This is a genomic window from Blautia sp. OF03-15BH (assembly GCF_003463065.1).
In the GTDB taxonomy this organism is placed as follows: Bacteria; Bacillota; Clostridia; order Lachnospirales; family Lachnospiraceae; genus Limivivens.
The window spans coordinates 118703-137041 of the sequence record NZ_QSCM01000001.1 but is presented as its reverse complement, the minus strand read 5'-3'; the positions used below and the strand labels follow the sequence as shown (position 1 = coordinate 137041).

18 protein-coding genes are annotated in these 18339 nt (G+C 49.2%); all 18 read left to right on the top strand.

The genetic code is table 11. From position 1 onward, the window contains the following. Positions 1–10 precede the first annotated feature (10 nt). The 18 genes from def to DXA57_RS00605 all read left to right on the top strand — a co-directional run bounded on the left by def (position 11) and on the right by DXA57_RS00605 (position 18328). Positions 11–502, top strand: coding sequence for a peptide deformylase (def, locus tag DXA57_RS00685; RefSeq protein WP_117764011.1), 492 nt, complete (start codon positions 11–13; stop codon positions 500–502). Then, positions 499–1434, top strand: a complete 936-nt coding sequence (fmt, locus tag DXA57_RS00680; RefSeq protein ID WP_117764010.1) for a methionyl-tRNA formyltransferase — start codon at positions 499–501, stop codon at positions 1432–1434. Before def ends, fmt begins: the two co-directional genes overlap by 4 nt. Next, positions 1425–2150 (top strand): zinc metallopeptidase, encoded by a 726-nt coding sequence (locus DXA57_RS00675; protein ID WP_117764009.1) that lies wholly within the window; start codon positions 1425–1427, stop codon positions 2148–2150. The genes fmt and DXA57_RS00675 overlap by 10 nt, the downstream gene beginning before the upstream one ends. Next, positions 2143–3501 carry a 16S rRNA (cytosine(967)-C(5))-methyltransferase RsmB gene (gene rsmB, locus DXA57_RS00670; RefSeq protein ID WP_117764008.1) on the top strand — a complete coding sequence of 453 codons (1359 nt, stop codon included), beginning with the start codon at positions 2143–2145 and terminating at the stop codon, positions 3499–3501. Before DXA57_RS00675 ends, rsmB begins: the two co-directional genes overlap by 8 nt. Positions 3502–3519: 18 nt before the next feature. Next, the gene (rlmN, locus tag DXA57_RS00665; RefSeq protein ID WP_117764382.1) at positions 3520–4575 is read left to right on the top strand and encodes a 23S rRNA (adenine(2503)-C(2))-methyltransferase RlmN; all 1056 of its coding nucleotides are present in this window, start codon (positions 3520–3522) and stop codon (positions 4573–4575) included. Then, positions 4572–5315 carry a Stp1/IreP family PP2C-type Ser/Thr phosphatase gene (locus DXA57_RS00660; protein WP_117764007.1) on the top strand — a complete coding sequence of 248 codons (744 nt, stop codon included), beginning with the start codon at positions 4572–4574 and terminating at the stop codon, positions 5313–5315. The genes rlmN and DXA57_RS00660 overlap by 4 nt, the downstream gene beginning before the upstream one ends. After that, entirely contained in the window at positions 5309–7618 is a 2310-nt protein-coding gene (pknB, locus tag DXA57_RS00655; protein ID WP_117764006.1) for a Stk1 family PASTA domain-containing Ser/Thr kinase, read from the top strand. The genes DXA57_RS00660 and pknB overlap by 7 nt, the downstream gene beginning before the upstream one ends. 12 nt (positions 7619–7630) lie before the next feature. Continuing rightward, positions 7631–8512, top strand: a complete 882-nt coding sequence (rsgA, locus tag DXA57_RS00650) for a ribosome small subunit-dependent GTPase A (protein WP_117764005.1) — start codon at positions 7631–7633, stop codon at positions 8510–8512. A 1-nt stretch (position 8513) separates the two neighbouring features. Further along, the gene (gene rpe / locus DXA57_RS00645) at positions 8514–9182 is read left to right on the top strand and encodes a ribulose-phosphate 3-epimerase (protein ID WP_117764004.1); all 669 of its coding nucleotides are present in this window, start codon (positions 8514–8516) and stop codon (positions 9180–9182) included. After that, on the top strand, positions 9179–9829 hold the full coding sequence (locus DXA57_RS00640; protein ID WP_117764003.1) for a thiamine diphosphokinase: 651 nt from the start codon (positions 9179–9181) through the stop codon (positions 9827–9829). Before rpe ends, DXA57_RS00640 begins: the two co-directional genes overlap by 4 nt. Positions 9830–9960: 131 nt before the next feature. Continuing rightward, on the top strand, positions 9961–11058 hold the full coding sequence (gene ychF, locus DXA57_RS00635; RefSeq protein WP_117764002.1) for a redox-regulated ATPase YchF: 1098 nt from the start codon (positions 9961–9963) through the stop codon (positions 11056–11058). Between the two features lie 16 nt (positions 11059–11074). After that, entirely contained in the window at positions 11075–11983 is a 909-nt protein-coding gene (lgt, locus tag DXA57_RS00630) for a prolipoprotein diacylglyceryl transferase (RefSeq protein ID WP_117764001.1), read from the top strand. Next, positions 11949–12101 carry a hypothetical protein gene (locus DXA57_RS17150; protein ID WP_158571201.1) on the top strand — a complete coding sequence of 51 codons (153 nt, stop codon included), beginning with the start codon at positions 11949–11951 and terminating at the stop codon, positions 12099–12101. The genes lgt and DXA57_RS17150 overlap by 35 nt, the downstream gene beginning before the upstream one ends. Before the next feature lie 295 nt (positions 12102–12396). Next, positions 12397–12834 carry a division/cell wall cluster transcriptional repressor MraZ gene (mraZ, locus tag DXA57_RS00625; protein ID WP_117764000.1) on the top strand — a complete coding sequence of 146 codons (438 nt, stop codon included), beginning with the start codon at positions 12397–12399 and terminating at the stop codon, positions 12832–12834. A 15-nt stretch (positions 12835–12849) separates the two neighbouring features. Then, positions 12850–13794 carry a 16S rRNA (cytosine(1402)-N(4))-methyltransferase RsmH gene (gene rsmH / locus DXA57_RS00620; RefSeq protein WP_117763999.1) on the top strand — a complete coding sequence of 315 codons (945 nt, stop codon included), beginning with the start codon at positions 12850–12852 and terminating at the stop codon, positions 13792–13794. Positions 13795–13831: 37 nt separating this feature from the next. Beyond that, positions 13832–14380, top strand: a complete 549-nt coding sequence (locus DXA57_RS00615) for a hypothetical protein (protein ID WP_117763998.1) — start codon at positions 13832–13834, stop codon at positions 14378–14380. Between the two features lie 16 nt (positions 14381–14396). After that, entirely contained in the window at positions 14397–16511 is a 2115-nt protein-coding gene (locus tag DXA57_RS00610; protein WP_117763997.1) for a peptidoglycan D,D-transpeptidase FtsI family protein, read from the top strand. A 59-nt stretch (positions 16512–16570) separates the two neighbouring features. After that, entirely contained in the window at positions 16571–18328 is a 1758-nt protein-coding gene (locus tag DXA57_RS00605) for a peptidoglycan D,D-transpeptidase FtsI family protein (RefSeq protein WP_117763996.1), read from the top strand. Positions 18329–18339: the final 11 nt, after the last annotated feature.

Genomic DNA, 18339 nt, shown 5'->3' with positions numbered 1-18339 from the left:
ATATATAAAAATGGCAATCAGAAATATAAGAATCATGGGTGACGATGTACTGGACAAGACCTGTAAGGCGGTGAAAAGCATGACACCGCGGACACGCCAGCTTATCGATGACATGTTTGACACCATGTATGACGGCTGCGGCGTAGGCCTTGCGGCAAACCAGGTGGGCATCCTGAAACGGATCGTTGTCATCGATACCACAGGAGAAGACCCTTACGTACTCATCAATCCGGAAATCATTGAGAGTTCCGGTTCTCAGACCGGTCAGGAGGGATGCTTAAGCCTTCCGGGAAAAGCCGGTATCGTGACACGGCCGGATCATGTGAAGGTAAAAGCCCTGGATGAAAATATGGAAGAATTTGTTCTGGAGGGTACCGGTCTTCTGGCAAGAGCGATCTGTCATGAGTGCGATCATCTGGACGGACTGATGTATGTTTCCAAAGTGGAAGGCGAGCTTATGGATGTAGAGCCGGCCGGAGAAGAAGAGGAGGATATGGAGTGAAAGTCATTTTTATGGGAACACCGGACTTTGCAGTAGGAACGCTGGAAGCGCTTGTAAAGTCTGAGCATGAGGTTGTGGCTGTTGTCACACAGCCGGACAAACCAAAAGGAAGAGGAAAGGCCATGCAGCCCACACCGGTCAAAGAGGTTGCCGTCCGGGAGAATATTCCGGTCCTGCAGCCGAGAAAAGTGCGGGATCCGGAAGTTGTGGAAGAATTAAGAACATTTGATGCGGATGTGATTGTGGTAGTGGCCTTTGGTCAGCTGATCCCGAAAAGCATCCTGACACTGACAAAATACGGCTGCATCAATGTACATGGTTCTCTGCTTCCCAAATACCGCGGTGCAGCTCCGATCCAGTGGGCTGTCATTGACGGGGAAAAAGAATCCGGTATTACCACGATGCAGATGGATGAGGGGCTGGATACGGGGGACATGCTTTTAAAGAAAGTGATCCCTCTGGAAAAAGAGGAGACCGGAGGAAGCCTTTTCGACAAGCTCAGTGTTGCCGGTGCAGAGCTTCTTCTGGAAACGCTGGACGCTCTGGAAAAAGGTACGGTAACACCGGAAAAACAGAGAAAGGAGAGCCCGACGGCTTATGCAAAGATGCTTACCAAGGACATGGGGGCTATTGACTGGAAGAAAGATGCCGTTTCTGTGGAACGTCTGATCCGTGGCTTAAATCCGTGGCCAAGTGCCTACACGCATATTCACGGCAAGACACTGAAGATCTGGCGGGCGGAGGTGACGGACGGAGATGAGACGAAGGCTCCCGGTACCGTTCTTTCCGGAGGAAAAGGAGAACTTCTCATTCAGACGGGAAAGGATGCGTTAAAGATCACGGAGCTTCAGCTGGAAGGAAAGAAACGGATGGATACCGCAGCTTTTCTCCGCGGCTACACGATTGAGGAGGGGATCAATTTATGCTGTTAGCAGCCTACCGGTATGGCGGATATGGTTTTTATCATATCGATCCGACGTACATTCTTGTGATCATTGGCCTTCTGTTATCACTCTGGGCTTCCAGTGTGGTAAACAGCACATTTAATAAGTATTCCAAAGTGCGCTGCATGTCCAATCTTTCCGGCGCGGAAGCAGCAAGAAAAGTTCTGGACAGCTGTGGTCTTTACAATGTTTCCATCGAGCATATTTCCGGAAAACTGACGGATCATTACGATCCAAGGAGCAAGGTCTTACGCTTATCGGACAGCACCTATGCTTCCCGGTCTGTGGCAGCCGTCTGTGTAGCCGCCCATGAGTGCGGTCACGCAATCCAGGACCAGAAGCAGTATGGCCCTCTGGTGCTTCGGAGTACCCTGGTGCCGCTGGCAAACTTCGGATCCACTGCAGCATGGCCGATCTTTATCCTGGGGCTTGTCATGTCTCTCAGAGCACTGGTGATGGTGGGGATCGTGCTGTTTTCCTTGGCAGTCCTTTTTCAGCTGGTAACGCTTCCTGTGGAATTCAATGCTTCCGCAAGAGCAATTCGGGTATTGGAGAATACGGGAATGCTGGGTTCGACAGAGATCGACGGAGCCAAAAAAGTACTCCGGGCAGCAGCCATGACTTATGTGGCAAGTCTTGCTGCCTCTGTTCTGCAGCTTTTAAGACTGATCATTCTGGCAGGAGGAAGAAAAGACCGTGACTGATGTGATAAATACAAGAGAAATCGTACTTGCCGTTCTTACAGAAGTTCTGGAGGAGGATAAATACAGCCATATTGTTCTTCGGGAGGTACTGGAAAAATATCAGTATCTGGAGAAAAGAGACCGTTCCTTTATTACGAGAGTGGCCGAAGGAACCCTGGAAAATCTCATTGAGATGGACTATATCATTTCTCAGTTTTCCAGTGTAAAGGTTTCCCGTATGAAACCGGTGATCCGCAATATCCTGCGGATGTCGGTCTATCAGTTGAAATATATGGATTCCGTGCCGGATTCTGCCGTCTGCAACGAAGGCGTGAAGCTGGCGCAGAGAAAAGGGTTTTTCAATCTGAAAGGTTTTGTAAACGGTGTGCTGAGAAGTGTGGCACGGAATCTGGACAAGGTAAAATATCCGGATCCGAAGGAAATGCCGGTGCCGTATCTTTCCGTTACCTATTCCATGCCGGAATGGATCCTTCAGAGCTGGCTTCGTCTCTATGATTTTGAGACAGTGGAGACGATCTGCCGTGGGATCCACAAAGAGCATGCCACTACCGTGCGCTGCAATCTCAACAAGGCTTCCAAAAAGGATATCATGGAGAGTCTGCAAAGCCAGGGCGTGACGGTGACGGAGCATCCGTACCTGGATTATGCGCTGAACCTTTCCGATTATAACTACCTGAAAGCGCTGGATGCGTTCCGGAATGGCTGGATCCAGGTGCAGGATGTCAGCTCCATGCTGGTGGCAGAGGTGGCGGCTCCCAAATGGGGAGATTACTGCATCGACGTCTGCGCGGCTCCCGGAGGAAAAGCGCTTCATCTGGCAGATAAGCTGGAGGGCAGTGGTTTTGTGGAGGCAAGAGACATTACCGAGTCCAAGGTACAGCTGATGCAGGACAACATTGAGCGGACCGCTTTGATCAATATGAATGCCGTTGTGGCAGATGCTACGGTATTTCTGCCGGCTTCTGTGGAAAAAGCGGACGTACTTCTGGCAGACGTTCCCTGCTCCGGTCTCGGAGTGATCGGGAGAAAACCGGATATCCGTTACAAGATGACAGAAAAAAAACAGGAAGATATCGTGAAACTCCAGCGTCAGATCCTGGATACCGTCTGGAAATATGTGAAGGTGGGAGGCACGCTCGTCTACAGCACCTGTACCATCGGAGCAGAAGAAAACCAGTACAATCTCAAATGGTTCCTGGACAACTATCCTTTTAAGCTGGAAAGCATTGATCCCTATCTTCCGGAAGAACTGCAGGGAAAAACCACCCGGGCCGGTTATCTTCAGCTGCTGCCTGGTGTGCATGAGAGCGACGGCTTTTTCCTTGCCAGACTGAAACGTGTGGAGGAGTAAGTGGAACAGATAAAAATGATGGAAAAAACAGATATCCGATCATTGTCTCTGGAAGAACTGAAAGCCTGGTTCAAAGAACAGGGGGAAAAGCCCTTCCGGGCCGGTCAGCTTTATCAGTGGATGCATCAGAAGCTGGCCGGAAGCTTTGACGAGATGACCAATCTTTCCAAAAGCCTGAGAGAAAAGCTGGCGGAAGAGACGGAATATACGGTATTAAAGCCGGTGGAGATCCTGACCTCCGAGATTGACGGCACACAGAAATACCTTTTTGAACTGAAAGACGGAAATGTCATTGAGAGTGTGCTCATGAAATACCACCATGGAAATTCCGTGTGCATTTCCTCTCAGGTCGGCTGCCGTATGGGCTGTCGTTTCTGTGCCTCTACCATCGGAGGAAAAAAACGGGATCTGACCGTTTCGGAAATGCTGGAAGAGGTCTATGAGATCCAGAAGATTTCCGGAGAACGGGTCTCCAACCTGGTTCTTATGGGAACAGGAGAACCGCTGGATAATTATGACAATGTGCGGAAGTTCATTCAGCTTTTGACGGATGAGAACGGCTTACATATCAGTCAGAGAAATGTCACGCTTTCTACATGCGGCATCGTGCCGAATATCCGGAGGCTGGCAGACGAGGAACTTCAGATCACACTTGCCCTTTCTCTCCATGCATCCAGTCAGGAGAAAAGGGAAAAACTCATGCCGATCGCGAAGCAGTATGAGCTTTCTGAGGTCATGGATGCCTGCCGTTATTATCATGACAAAACCGGCAGGAGACTGACCTTTGAGTACAGTCTGGTAGGCGGTGTCAATGATCATGCAGAAGATGCCAGAGAACTGGCGGACCTTCTGAAAGGGCTGAACGGTCATGTAAATCTGATCCCGGTAAACCCCATCAAGGAGCGGGATTTTGTGCAGCCGAGCAGCAGCGTGACGCAGGCGTTCAAAAATAAACTTGAAAAATACGGAATAAATGTTACTATAAGAAGGGAAATGGGCCGGGATATCAATGGGGCCTGTGGACAGCTTCGAAGAAGTTATATGGAAAAGAACAAAGGAGAGGAAGAAATATGAAGGCGTTTTGCATCACTGATGTAGGCCAGAGCCGGTCCATGAACCAGGATTTTGTGTTCGCGTCTGAGACACCGGTAGGGAATCTTCCGAACCTCTTTGTGGTTGCAGATGGAATGGGAGGCCACAGAGCCGGTGATACCGCTTCCAGAGATACCGTTGGTACTTTGCTTGACAGTGTTCGAAAAAGCCAGGAGACGAATCCCATCAAAATTATCCGGAATGCGGTGGAAGAGGCCAACAGCCGGGTATATGAAAAATCCCGTGAGAATGAAAATCTGGCGGGAATGGGGACTACGGTGGTGGTTGCTGTCATCGAAGACAGATACCTTTATGTGGCCAATGTGGGAGACAGCCGTCTCTATCTGATCCGCAAGGACATCCGTCAGATCACCAAGGATCATTCCCTGGTGGAAGAGATGGTGCGAAGCGGAAAGCTGAAGAGAGAGGAAGCCAGAAACCATCCCAATAAAAATGTGATTACAAGAGCCGTGGGAGTGGAAAAGGAAGTCAACATTGATTTCTTTGATCTGCGTATACGGAAAGGAGATAAGATACTGCTCTGTTCTGACGGCCTCAGCAATATGCTGGAGGACAATGAGATCCGTGAGATCGTGACAAGCGGAGGAGATGTGGAAGAAAGAGCCAGGAAACTCATTACAGCGGCAAATCAGAACGGTGGAAAGGACAACATTTCAGTTGTTCTGGTGGAGCCACTACCAGGTGAGGTGAAAGAATGTTAAAAGAAGGAATGTTTGTACAGGAACGATATGAGATCATCGGACGGATCGGTTCCGGCGGGATGGCAGATGTCTATAAGGCAAAGGACCACAAGCTGAACCGCTTTGTGGCGATGAAGGTGCTGAAGCAGGAGTTTCGGGAAGATAAGGCGTTTATCTCCAAATTCCGTGTGGAGGCCCAGTCAGCGGCAGGTCTTGCCCATCCCAATATCGTCAATGTGTATGATGTAGGAGAGGATCATGGCATCAGCTATATTGTCATGGAGCTGGTGGAAGGAATCACTCTGAAAGAATACATAGACAAAAAGGGACGGCTGGCAGTCCGCGAAGCGACCAGTATTGCAATTCAGGTCTGCATGGGACTGGAGGCGGCACATCGGAACGGGATCGTCCACCGGGATGTAAAGCCGCAGAATATCATTATTTCCACGGATGGAAAGGTAAAAGTTACGGACTTTGGTATTGCCAGAGCAGCCAGCTCCAATACGATCAATTCCAGCGTTATGGGATCGGTCCATTACAGTTCACCGGAGCAGGCCAGAGGCGGATACAGCGATTATAAGAGCGATATCTATTCCCTGGGCATCACACTTTATGAGATGTTGACAGGAACCGTGCCTTTTGACGGGGACAGCACTGTGGCCATTGCCATCAAACATCTCCAGGAGGAGCTTCCCTCCCCGAGAAAATATGTGCCGGATCTGCCAAAGAGCACAGTGCAGATCATTTACAAATGTACACAGAAGAGCCCGGACCGCCGCTACAATGATATGGCGGAGGTGATCCGTGATCTCAAAGAATCACTGGTCAATCCCGAGGGCGATTTTGTGCAGCTGACACCCATCAACAACAATGCCCGTACGGTAGTGATCTCCGGAGACGAGCTGAATCAGATCAAGCAGAGTTATGGGGAAACGCCAGTGAATCCTCAGCGAAACAGTGTTCCCAATGTGCCTCCGGTACAGAAGGGACCGGCAGTAGCTCCCGGAAATGGAAATTCAGGTTACGGCAGTTATGGAAATGCGTATCCTCCGCAGGGAAACCGTCCGGCGGGAGCCGGCAGCTCTTATCCACCTCAGAGAAATCCCTATCAGGAGAACTACTTTGATCCCGATGAGGACGAGGATGAAGATGGCATCAGTCCCAGACTGGAAAAATTCATGACCATTGGAAGCATCATCATCGGTCTGATCATTCTCTGCATTTTCCTGGCACTGGTGGGAAATGCGACGGGGCTTTTCAATTTTAAAGGAAGCAAGACAAAACTGAAGCAGCCCGCAACGGAAGCCTCTACGGAGACAGAGACCGGCACCGGCACGGAGAGCGAAAGTGATATCGTACAGAAGGTGACAGAGGAAGCCAATGTTCCCGTTACCGTACCGTCTCTTACCGGAAAAACAGAAAAAGAAGCGCTGGAGGCTCTGAATGCCCTGAGCATCGGCGGAGTCAAGAGCGGCGAGCAGCCTTCTGCCGATTATCCGGCAGGCCAGATCATTTCACAGACACCGGCAGCAGAAAGCTCTGTGGAGAAAAATACTACCGTTTATTATGTAGTGAGCAGCGGTGTGACGGAGGTTACGGTGCCTGAGGTGGCAGGACTTCTCCTGAGCGATGTACAGAGTGCCTGCGATAAAGTGGGTATCAAATACAATGTAAAATATACGACGAATCAGAATGTGGAAGGAAATCATGTGATCTATGCCAATCCCGAGGCAGGAAGTACGGTAAAGGCCGGCGATACCATTGAACTCTGGGTAAGTCAGCCGGCAGACGGTGATACTTCTTCCGCCGGCACGCAGACCTTGAAAAACTACACCGGCCAGAGCATCATTGATGCCCAGTCGGGTCTGGAAGCAGCCGGTTATACGGTAAAGATCACTGAGCAGGTCAGCGCGGATATCGCAGCCGGGACTGTGATCAGTCAGGATCCTATCGATGGAAGCCCGGCAGCAGGAAGTACCGTCACATTGACCGTCAGCGTAGGAGCCGGAGATCCGGCCGAGTCCGGAAACGGAACAGCTTCTCCGGAACCGGCCACTGAAGCTGCGACCACGGCAGATGCAGCGTATTCCTGTAACGTGAGTCTTCAGGCACCGGATGTCTATGCCGGAGAGCCGATAGATCTGGTTATCACACAGGATGGATATTCCACGACTCTGGTAAAAGGTGAAGTGCTCACCTTCCCCTATTCCGTAAAATGGAGCAGTGAATCCAACAGCAGCGGAACCATCACGATCTATATCCTGGATCCGGATAGCGGAGAAGTGAAATATCAGTACGACTATAACAATGTACCTTTTAAGTAAAAGGAAGACTTTATGCAAAAAGGAAAGATAATCAAAGGAATCGGCGGTTTCTATTATGTACATACCAGAGATAACGTGATCTATGAGTGCCGGGCGAAGGGGATTTTCCGGAAAAACGGCATCAAGCCTCTGGTGGGAGATGATGTAGGCATTGAGATCCTGGATGAGAAAGAGAAGACAGGAAATCTCATGGAGATCCTTCCGAGAAAGAATACACTGATCCGTCCGGCGGTAGCCAATGTGGATCAGGCGCTGGTGATTTTTGCAGTGAATCAGCCGAAACCGAATTTCAATCTGCTCGATCACTTTCTGGTCATGATGGAGTACCAGAAAGTGAAGACCGTGATCTGCTTCAATAAGGAAGATCTTTCTACCAGAGAAGAGATGGAAGAGCTTCAGCAGATCTACGACGGCTGTGACAGTCAGGTGCTTTTTGTCAGTGCCGGTCAGGAAAAGGGCATGGAAGCTGTCCGTGAGATCCTGAGAGGAAAGACCACCACCGTGGCCGGGCCATCCGGCGTGGGAAAATCCACGCTGATCAACCGGCTCTGTCCCGGTGCCTCTATGGAGACCGGAGAGATCAGCCGGAAGATCGACAGAGGAAAGCATACGACCCGCCATTCGGAACTTTTCTATGTAGAAGAGGAAACCTATCTCATGGACACGCCGGGCTTCAGCTCCCTGATGCTTCCTGAGATGGAAAAAGAAGAATTACAGCTCTATTTTCCGGATTTTACACCCTTTGAACCTTACTGTCGATTCCAGGGCTGCCTTCATGACAGAGAACCGGATTGCGGTGTCAAGGATGCCGTAACCGAAGGGAAGATCAGTAAAAGACGGTATCAAAGCTATCTGGAAATGCTGGAAGAGTTAAAAGACAGGAGGAAATATTAATATGTATCTTTTATCACCATCAATGCTGGCTTCGGATTACAGCAGACTGGGAGAGGAGATCCGTACCATTGATGAGGCAGGCGCCCAGTACATCCATGTGGATGTCATGGATGGAAGTTTTGTCCCGAGTATCAATTTCGGAATGCCGGCAGTCCGTGCGTTTCGGAAAATGACAGATAAAGTTCTGGATGTACATCTGATGGTGGAGGATCCGGATCGTTATGTGGGCGAGTTTGCAGACTGCGGTGCCGATATCATCACCGTACACGCAGAGGCCTGTACCCATCTTCACCGGACCCTTCAGCATATCCGTTCCCTTGGAAAAAAAGCAGGTGTGGCCCTGAATCCGGCAACCCCGCTTTCTGTTCTGGATTATGTGCTGGATGAGACCGATATGATCCTTCTGATGAGCGTAAACCCGGGCTTTGGCGGTCAGCCTTACATCCAGGCGGTGACGGATAAGATTCGTGATCTCCGGAAAATGCTGACGAAAGCAGGACGGGACATCGATATCGAAGTGGATGGCGGTGTCAGCCTTAACAACCTTCCGGAGATCCTGGACGCCGGAGCAAATGTGCTTGTAGCCGGCAGCAGTGTATTCCGGGGAAATGCGGCAGAAAATGTCCATGCATTTCTGGAAGCCATGAAAGCTTATGAGGAAAAGAAATGAAAACAGCCGTTATTATCAGCGGGGGCAGTCTGGATCCGGACTTTGCCCTTGCTTTTTTGAGAGAGGAAAAACCGGAGCTTCTCATTGGAGCCGACAGAGGGATCTGTTTCCTGAAAGAGAAAGAGATTCATCCCACGCATATCGTGGGGGATTTTGATTCCGCTTCCGGAGAAGCACTGGAATACTTTAAACAGTTTCCGGAGATCCCGATCCGTACCTTTAATCCGGTAAAAGATTTTACAGATACTTCCATTGCCATGGAGCTTGCCATGGAAGAAGGGGCAGACAGGATTTATATCCTCGGAGGCACCGGTACCAGACTGGATCATGTGGTGGCAAATATCAAACTTCTTTCCCATGCACTCGAGCGGAAAAAAGAATGCATTCTTATGGATGCGCACAACCGGATCCGGCTGATCGATCAGCCGTTGACGATCGAAAAAAAGAAACAGTACGGCAAGTACGTTTCTTTGTTCGCCTTCGGCGGACAGGTGAAGGGGCTGACCCTTCGGGGCTTTTTTTATCCGTTGACAGAATACGACATGGAGGCGGAGAACCCTCTGGGAGTCAGCAACGAAATAACCGCAGAAAACGGGGATATCTCGTTTTCATCCGGAAAACTCCTTGTGATGGAATCAAAGGATTGACGAATCGTGTCGAAGACTTCTCTGTCAAAGCACTTGCAATTCTGTCCGTTCCTGTGCTAAACTGTCTCATGGGCAGGAAAAAATTAAGTATCATACAATACAACAAAAGATAAGAAAGGAAGTTTTAATAGATGAAGTTAGGAATCGTAGGATTACCGAATGTAGGAAAAAGTACTCTCTTTAATTCCCTCACAAAGGCAGGCGCAGAGTCAGCCAACTATCCCTTTTGTACCATTGATCCCAACGTGGGTGTGGTTGCCGTACCGGATAAAAGACTGAAGCTTCTGGCTGACCTTTACAATTCTGAGAAGGTCACTCCGGCTGTCATTGAATTTGTGGATATTGCCGGTCTGGTAAAGGGTGCATCCAAGGGAGAAGGGCTGGGAAACCAGTTCCTGGCCAATATCCGTGAAGTGGATGCCATTGTTCATGTGGTACGCTGCTTTGAAGATACGAATGTGATCCATGTAGACGGCAGTGTTGATCCGGTGCGTGACATCGAGACCATCAATCTGGAACTGATTTTTTCTGATCTTGAAATATTGGAGAGAAGAATTGCAAAGACTACCAGAGGAGCAAGAAATGACAAGACCCTTGCCAAAGAGCTGGAGCTTCTGAACCGCCTGAAAGCACATCTGGAGGAGGGAAACCTTGCAATCTCTTACGAAACAGAGGATGAAGAGGAGCTTGCCTGGATTCCTACCTATAATCTTTTGACATCCAAACCGGTGATTTTTGCAGCAAATGTATCCGAGGATGATCTGGCAGATGACGGAGCCAAAAATCCGTACGTGCAGGAAGTGCGCGAGTACGCAAAGAAATCCGGAAGTGAGGTTTTTGTGATCTGTGCAAAGATCGAGGAGGAGATCTCTGAGCTGGATGATGATGAGAAGCTTATGTTCCTGGAGGATCTGGGACTTTCCGAGTCCGGTCTTGAGAAACTGATCCGTGCAAGCTACAGCCTTCTTGGCCTGTTAAGCTACCTTACCGCAGGTGAGAAGGAGACCAGAGCCTGGACCATTACCAAAGGAACCAAGGCACCGCAGGCAGCAGGAAAGATCCACTCGGATTTTGAGAGAGGATTCATCCGCGCAGAGGTGATCAATTACCAGGAGCTTCTGGATTCCAAGACCTATGCGGCAGCCAAGGAAAAGGGTCTGGTCCGTCTGGAAGGAAAAGACTATGTAGTTCAGGACGGAGACGTCATTTTATTCCGCTTCAACGTTTGATGAAAGGAAGCTTTTTATGAGCGAAGCGATCAGGTTTCCACATCTTGGCATCTGTCTGGAGCATGTGGGAAAAAGTTTTTCGGTTTTCGGCATTGAGATCGCCTATTATGGTGTGACCATTGCCGTGGCCATGATGGCGGGGATTTTCCTGGCGCTTTATGTGGCAAAGAAGACCGGGCAGAATCCCGATGATTATTTTGACATGGCCATTGTCGGGATCGTGATCTCTGTGATCTGTGCCAGACTGTATTACGTGATCTTTTCCTGGGAAGAATACAAGGATGATCTTCTCAGTATCCTGAACACCCGGGAGGGCGGTCTGGCTATTTACGGAGGCGTCATAGGCGCCATGCTTACGATGCTTTATTTTAAAAGGAAGAAAAAAATTCCCTTTGGCCTTCTGGGAGATACCGCCTGCTGCGGCATCATCCTCGGGCAGATCATCGGCCGCTGGGGAAACTTTTTCAACCGGGAGGCTTTCGGCGGATATACCGATAACCTTCTTGCCATGCAGCTTCCGCTGGATGCTGTCCGCTCCGGTGAGGTGACGGCACAGATGATGGAGCATCTGCAGATCATCGACGGAGTGAAGTTCATCCAGGTGCATCCCACGTTTCTGTATGAATCACTGTGGAATGCAGGCGTACTCATTTTTTTACTCTATAAGATAAATCACCGGAAATTCAATGGTGAAGTTTTTTTGTGTTATCTGGGTGGCTATGGCCTCGGAAGAGTCTGGATCGAAGGACTCCGTACCGATCAGCTTCTGCTTCCCGTAGTCCATTGGCCGGTATCACAGCTTCTGGCCGGTGTGATGGTTGTTGTTTCGATACTTTTGATCGTGCTTTTGAGAAAAAAAGGGGATACACCGAAAGGAGAAAACAGACGCAATGAATCAGATGGAAAACTTAAGGGAACGCATTGAAAAAGAACGGGAGAAACTGGATCGTCTTACCCTGGAAAATGATCTGGAGGCCACTTATCAGCAGAGTCTTGTACTGGACAGACTGGTTGAAGAATATCTGGACCTTCAGAGTGCCTGAAAAAGAAAAGCGATGAAAACCCCCACTTTTTACCACCAGATCAGGAAGGTGGCAGAAAAGTGGGGGTTATTGTCTGTCCGGAGAAAAATCCCGTACGGAAGTGTTTAGGAAAAAGGCAAAAATAATCCGAATTAACCATTGCTTTTTAAGAAAAAATGAGCTATTATTATCCCATAAGTGGTAGAAAGTGGAGGAAAGTGGTTAGAAAGTGAAGCATGTGGTTCACAGAATATCGTTTTTCCACAGGACACGGATGAGACGTGATCTGTGTTTTTACAGAAAGTAGGTGGCCACCATGTTCATGGGAGAATACAGTCATACGATTGATACCAAGGGCAGGCTGATCATCCCTTCCCGGTTCCGCGAGGAGCTTGGAGAGACATTTGTTGTCACGAAGGGACTGGACGGCTGCTTGTTTGTGTTCTCTGATGAAGAATGGAAAGCTTTTGAGATCAAACTGAAATCGTTACCACTTACCAATAAGAACGCCAGGCAGTTTGCCCGCTTTTTCGTAGCGGGTGCAACGCCCTGTGAACTGGACAAGCAGGGGAGAATTCTCTTACCGGCAACCTTAAGAGAATTTGCAGGTCTGGAAAAAGATGTAGTGCTGACCGGTATGCTGAACAGAATCGAAATCTGGAGCAAGGACAAGTGGAATGAAAATAATTCCCTGGACGATGTGGCAATGGACGAGATCGCTGAACAGATGACAGATTTAGGCTTAGGCATATAGTCAGGGGAGGACAATATGGAATTTAAACATCAATCTGTACTGCTCAGTGAGTGTATGGAGTCACTGAACATCCGACCGGACGGTATCTACGTGGATGGCACATTGGGCGGCGGCGGACATTCTTATGAGATCTGCCGCAGGCTTTCGGACAAAGGCCGCCTTATCGGGATCGACCAGGACGAAGCTGCCATAGAAGCTGCACGGGTGCGCTTAGGGGAGTTTAAGGATAAAGTGACCATCATTCGCAGTAATTACTGCAATATGAGGGCAGAACTGACAAAATTACACATTACAGCAGTGGACGGAATTCTTTTGGACCTGGGAGTCTCATCCTATCAGCTGGATAACGCGGAACGCGGTTTCACTTATCGGGAGGATGCCCCACTGGATATGCGGATGGATCAGAGACAGACAATGACAGCCAGAGATATTGTCAATGGCTACAGCGAGAGTGAGCTGTATCGGATCATCCGGGATTACGGAGAGGACAAATTTGCGAAAAATATCGCAAAACACATCGTCAGCGCGAGAAGTGAAAAAACATTGGAAACAACTGGGGAGTTAATTCAAGTGATAAAAGCAGCGATTCCGATGAAAGTCCGTGCCGTAGGCGGACACCCGGCCAAAAGAACCTTTCAGGCGATTCGAATCGAACTGAACAGGGAACTGGATGTACTGAAAGATTCCCTTGGAGATATGATCGATCTTCTGGATGACGGAGGCAGGATCGCAGTGATCACCTTCCATTCTCTGGAAGACCGTATCGTAAAGAATATTTTTAAAGAAAACGAAGATCCTTGTATCTGTCCCAAAGAGTTTCCTGTCTGTGTGTGCGGAAGGAAATCCAAGGGAAAGGTTATAACAAGAAAACCGATTATTCCAAGTGAAGAGGAACTGGAGGAAAACAAGCGTTCCAAGAGTTCCAAACTCAGAGTTTTTGAACGGAAGATCATTCTCTGAGGAAGGCAGGCAATGACCGGGTGAAAGGAGAGATATCATGGGGAGCCAGATGAACACTCACAAAAAAATAAACCGTGGAGCTTATATCGAAGGTACCGCCGTGAGAAAACTTTCACAGTATGAACAGGCAGTGCCGGATGAAATGCCGCAGCGGCATTATGCACCGGAGAAGAGACAGCAGGCACCGCAGAGGAAAAACAGCCAGAGCCGGCCGAAAACCAGGCAGAAGGCACTTGCCAGACGCAGGGCCAGAGCCAGAGCTTTTCAGATGAATATGGGCTATGTGGGCTTTTTGAGTATTGCCGCTGTAGCCTGTCTGTTTATCTGTGTCAATTATCTGAAACTGCAGGCGCAGGTGACGGAATCCAGAAAAGAGATTTCCAGAATGGAGAGTTCTTACAGTGACTTGAAGCTGTCGAACGATGCAGCTTATTCTAAAGCAGTTTCTTCCGTGGATCTGGATGCGATCCGCGATATTGCCATCAATGAGCTTGGCATGGTTTACGCAAACCAGGATCAGATCGTTACTTACGACAAACAGGACAAAGATTATGTCCGTCAGTACGAGGAAGTGCCGAAGGAATAGTATACAGGTGGTTTGATTGAAAAAAAGAAGAAGAAAGCAGAAATTTGATAAACAAATGCAAAAAAAGCTTCTGGGCGTTTTTGCATTTGTTTTGTTGGTTTTAGTGATATTAAATCTGAGGATCGCCTACATCAACATCAAGAGTGGCGATAAATATGCCAAACAGGTACTCTCCCAGAAGGAGTATGACAGCAGAAGCATTCCTTACCGGCGAGGAGAGATCCGGGACCGGAACGGGAATGTACTTGCCAGAAGCGAAAAGGTTTACACGGTGATCCTGGACTGTAAGGCAGTCAATGAAAAAGAGGCTTATCTGGAGCCTACGGTAAAAGCACTGGCTGCTTCTTTCGGACTGGATGAAACAGAGCTTCGAAGCCTGATCACAGCGGAGGCGACCAGAAACAGCCAGTATCAGATTTTGAAAAAAAAGGTCACACAGGAAGAAAAAGATGCCTATGAGACCTCTATCTCCACTTCGGGAGAAGATCTTACCGAAAAAGAGATTGCCGAGCGGCAGAATGTGCAGGGAATCTGGTTTGAAGAGAACTATGTCCGGGAGTATCCGATGAAATCCCTGGCCAGTACGGTGGTAGGCTTTTCCAATGATCTCAGTGATGGTATCGTAGGTCTGGAGTCGTACTATACGGATGTACTCAATGGTGTAAACGGCCGGGAGTTCGGCTATCTCAATGAAGATTCCGAGCTGCAGCGTACGGTCATCGAACCGGAGAACGGCTACAGCCTGGTGTCCACGCTGGATGTGAACATTCAGCAGATCGTGGAAAAATACATCAAACAGCTGGATGAAGAACTCAGTGACGGTCCCAACCAGGAACTGAACGGTCACGGAGCGAAAAATATCGCAGTGATCGTCATGAATCCAAAAACCGGTGAGATCTATGCCATGGCGACCAACCACAGCTATGATCTGAGTGATCCTTATGATGTGAGCTCCTGGTATGAGGAGAAAGATCTGGAGACATTGACGGATGAGGAAAAAGCGGAGGTTTACAATGATCTCTGGAGTAACTTCTGTGTTTCCTATGCTTTTGAACCGGGTTCCACGTTTAAACCGATCACAGTTTCATCGGCCATTGAGACAGGTTCGATTGATCCGGATGATACTTTTTACTGTGACGGTTATGAGTTCATCACAGATACCAGGATCAACTGTGACAATGTTAACGGTCATGGCATGGAGACCGTACGGGAAGCCATTCAGAATTCCTGTAATGATGCACTGATGCAGATCGGTTACCAGCTGGGGGTGGAGAAATTCTGTAAATATCAGCGCCTTTTTAACTTTGGAAGCCGTACCGGCATCGATCTTCCCAATGAGAATATCGGAAGTCTTTACAGCACAGAAAATATGCATGAGGTAGAGCTTGCGACGAACACCTTCGGTCAGGGTTTTACCTGTACGATGATCCAGGAGGCGGCTGCCTTCTGTGCAGTAGTCAATGGAGGTTATTATTATCAGCCCCATATGGTAAAGCAGATCCTAAACGACCAGGGAGGCGTGGTAAAGACCAATGATCCCATTCTTCTGCGTCAGCCTATTTCTGCATCGACCTCCAAAGTGCTTCAGGAAGCTCTGGAGATGGGTGTTCTTTACGGAACCGGCCGGAAGGCCTGGGTGCCCGGTTACCGGGTGGGCGGAAAAACGGGTACTGCCGAGAAGATCAATCCGGAGAACGGACAGCGCTGGCAGGGACGTTATATCGTTTCCTTTATCGGAGCTGCGCCCATCAATGATCCTGAGGTGATGATCTATTCGGTTGTGGATGAGCCGAATGTAGACGATCAGACCCAGGGCGGATATCCTCATGTCATGTCCAGAAAGATCCTCATGGAAATCCTGCCATATCTCAATATTCCTGTAACAGAGGAATATACCGATGAGGAGCTGGCAGATCATGGAATCACCAGAGAAGAGGCAGAGGCCGGAAGAATCACAGAAACAGAGACACCGGAAACGGATGAAGACGGAAATGTGATTCAGAGTGCGGACAGCCAGGTGGCAGATAACCCCAATATTTCCAATCCTCCTGCAGAGAAGACAGAGGAAGAACAGCAGGAAGGCGTACCGGATAACGCCGGTATCACCAGAGAAGATCTGGGAGAAGAATAAAAGCATAGACCTTCGGAAAAGCGACTATACATAATAGAAAGCTTTTCCGGAGGTTTTTTATGTCCTCACTGAAGATTTTTCATAAAAAAAAGATCCTGCTGGTTTTCGTTCTCTGTGCAGTCATGCTGCTTGGGCTGGTGGGGCGTCTGGCCTGGCTGATGCTGTTCCGTTCGGAATATTATTATAAAAAGGCTGCGGATCTTCATGAAAGAGAACGGGATATCAAGGCGGCCAGAGGACGGATCCTGGATGTTAACGGGACAGTGCTGGCGGATAATCAGCCGGTCTGTACGGTCTCTGTGGTACATAACCAGCTGAAGGATCCGGAGGAAGTCATCCGTGTACTCGCAAAAGAACTGGAGCTTGCGGAAGACAAGGTACGGAAACGGGTGGAAAAGGTCAGTGCACTGGAAAGGATCCGGACTAATGTACCGAAGGAGACCGGCGACAGGATCCGGAAATACAATCTGGCCGGTGTAAAGGTGGATGAGGATTTCAAAAGGTATTATCCATACGGGAGCCTGGCATCCAAAGTACTGGGCTTTACCGGAAGTGACAATCAGGGGATCATCGGCCTGGAGGTGGAATACGAAGCGGTACTGAAGGGGACGGATGGAAAGATCCTGACACTCACAGATGCCAGAGGAGTGGAACTGGCAGATGCCGGGGAAGCGAGAAAAGAGGCTGTGGCCGGAAATGATCTGGTGCTCAGTCTCGACCGGAACATTCAGGAATATGCGGAACAGGCGGCGCGGAAGGTCATGGAAGAGAAGCAGGCGGAAAAAGTATCGATCCTTCTTATGAATCCGCAGAACGGGGAGATCTATGCCTGTGTCAATGTACCGGAATTTGATCTCAATGCACCGTTTGATCCGGGCACACTGGATACGGCGGGGATGACGGAACAGGAACTTCAGGATGCCAGGAACCGTATGTGGAGAAACGGCTGTATCAATGATACGTATGAGCCGGGCTCTGTTTTCAAGATCATCACCATGGCGGCCGGCCTGGAAGAAGGTGTGGTCCATCCGTCGGATTCCTTTTACTGCCCCGGTTACTGTATCGTGGAGGACCGGAGGATCCGCTGCCATAAGGTGGGCGGTCATGGAAGTGAGGATTTTGTCCATGGAGCCATGAATTCCTGTAATCCGGTGTTCATCACGGTAGGGCTCCGGCTGGGGATCGACATCTATTACCGCTATTTTCAGCAGTTCGGACTGCTGAAAAAGACTGGCATCGATCTTCCGGGAGAAGCAGGGACGATCATGCATCAGAAGGAAAATATGGGACTGGTAGAACTGGCTACCGTTTCCTTTGGACAGTCCTTTCAGGTGACTCCGGTACAGCTGGCAGCAACGGTAAGCTCCCTGATCAATGGCGGCAGAAGAGTGACGCCTCATTTTGGCATTCAGGTACGGAAACGGGATGGGACACTTTTAAAAGTTTTGGAATATCCACAGGGAGAACGGATCCTTTCAGAAGAGACTTCAGAGACGGTCCGTGGGATTCTGAAAGAAGTGGTGAGTGAAGGTTCCGGGAAAAATGCCGCCATCGAAGGGTATTCCATCGGCGGGAAAACGGCTACTTCGGAGACTATACCGAGAAGTGCACACCGTTATATTTCTTCGTTTCTGGGGTTTACTCCTGCAGAAAATCCAACCGTACTGGGGATCTGTGTCATTCACGATCCGCAGGGAGTCTATTACGGCGGCACGGTGGCAGCGCCGGTGATCCGGGATATCTTTGAAAATATCCTGCCTTACCTGGGAGTGAAACGGGAAGAGCCTGTGACGGATGTACAGGGAGAGGCAGGGTAAGAAAACCTTGC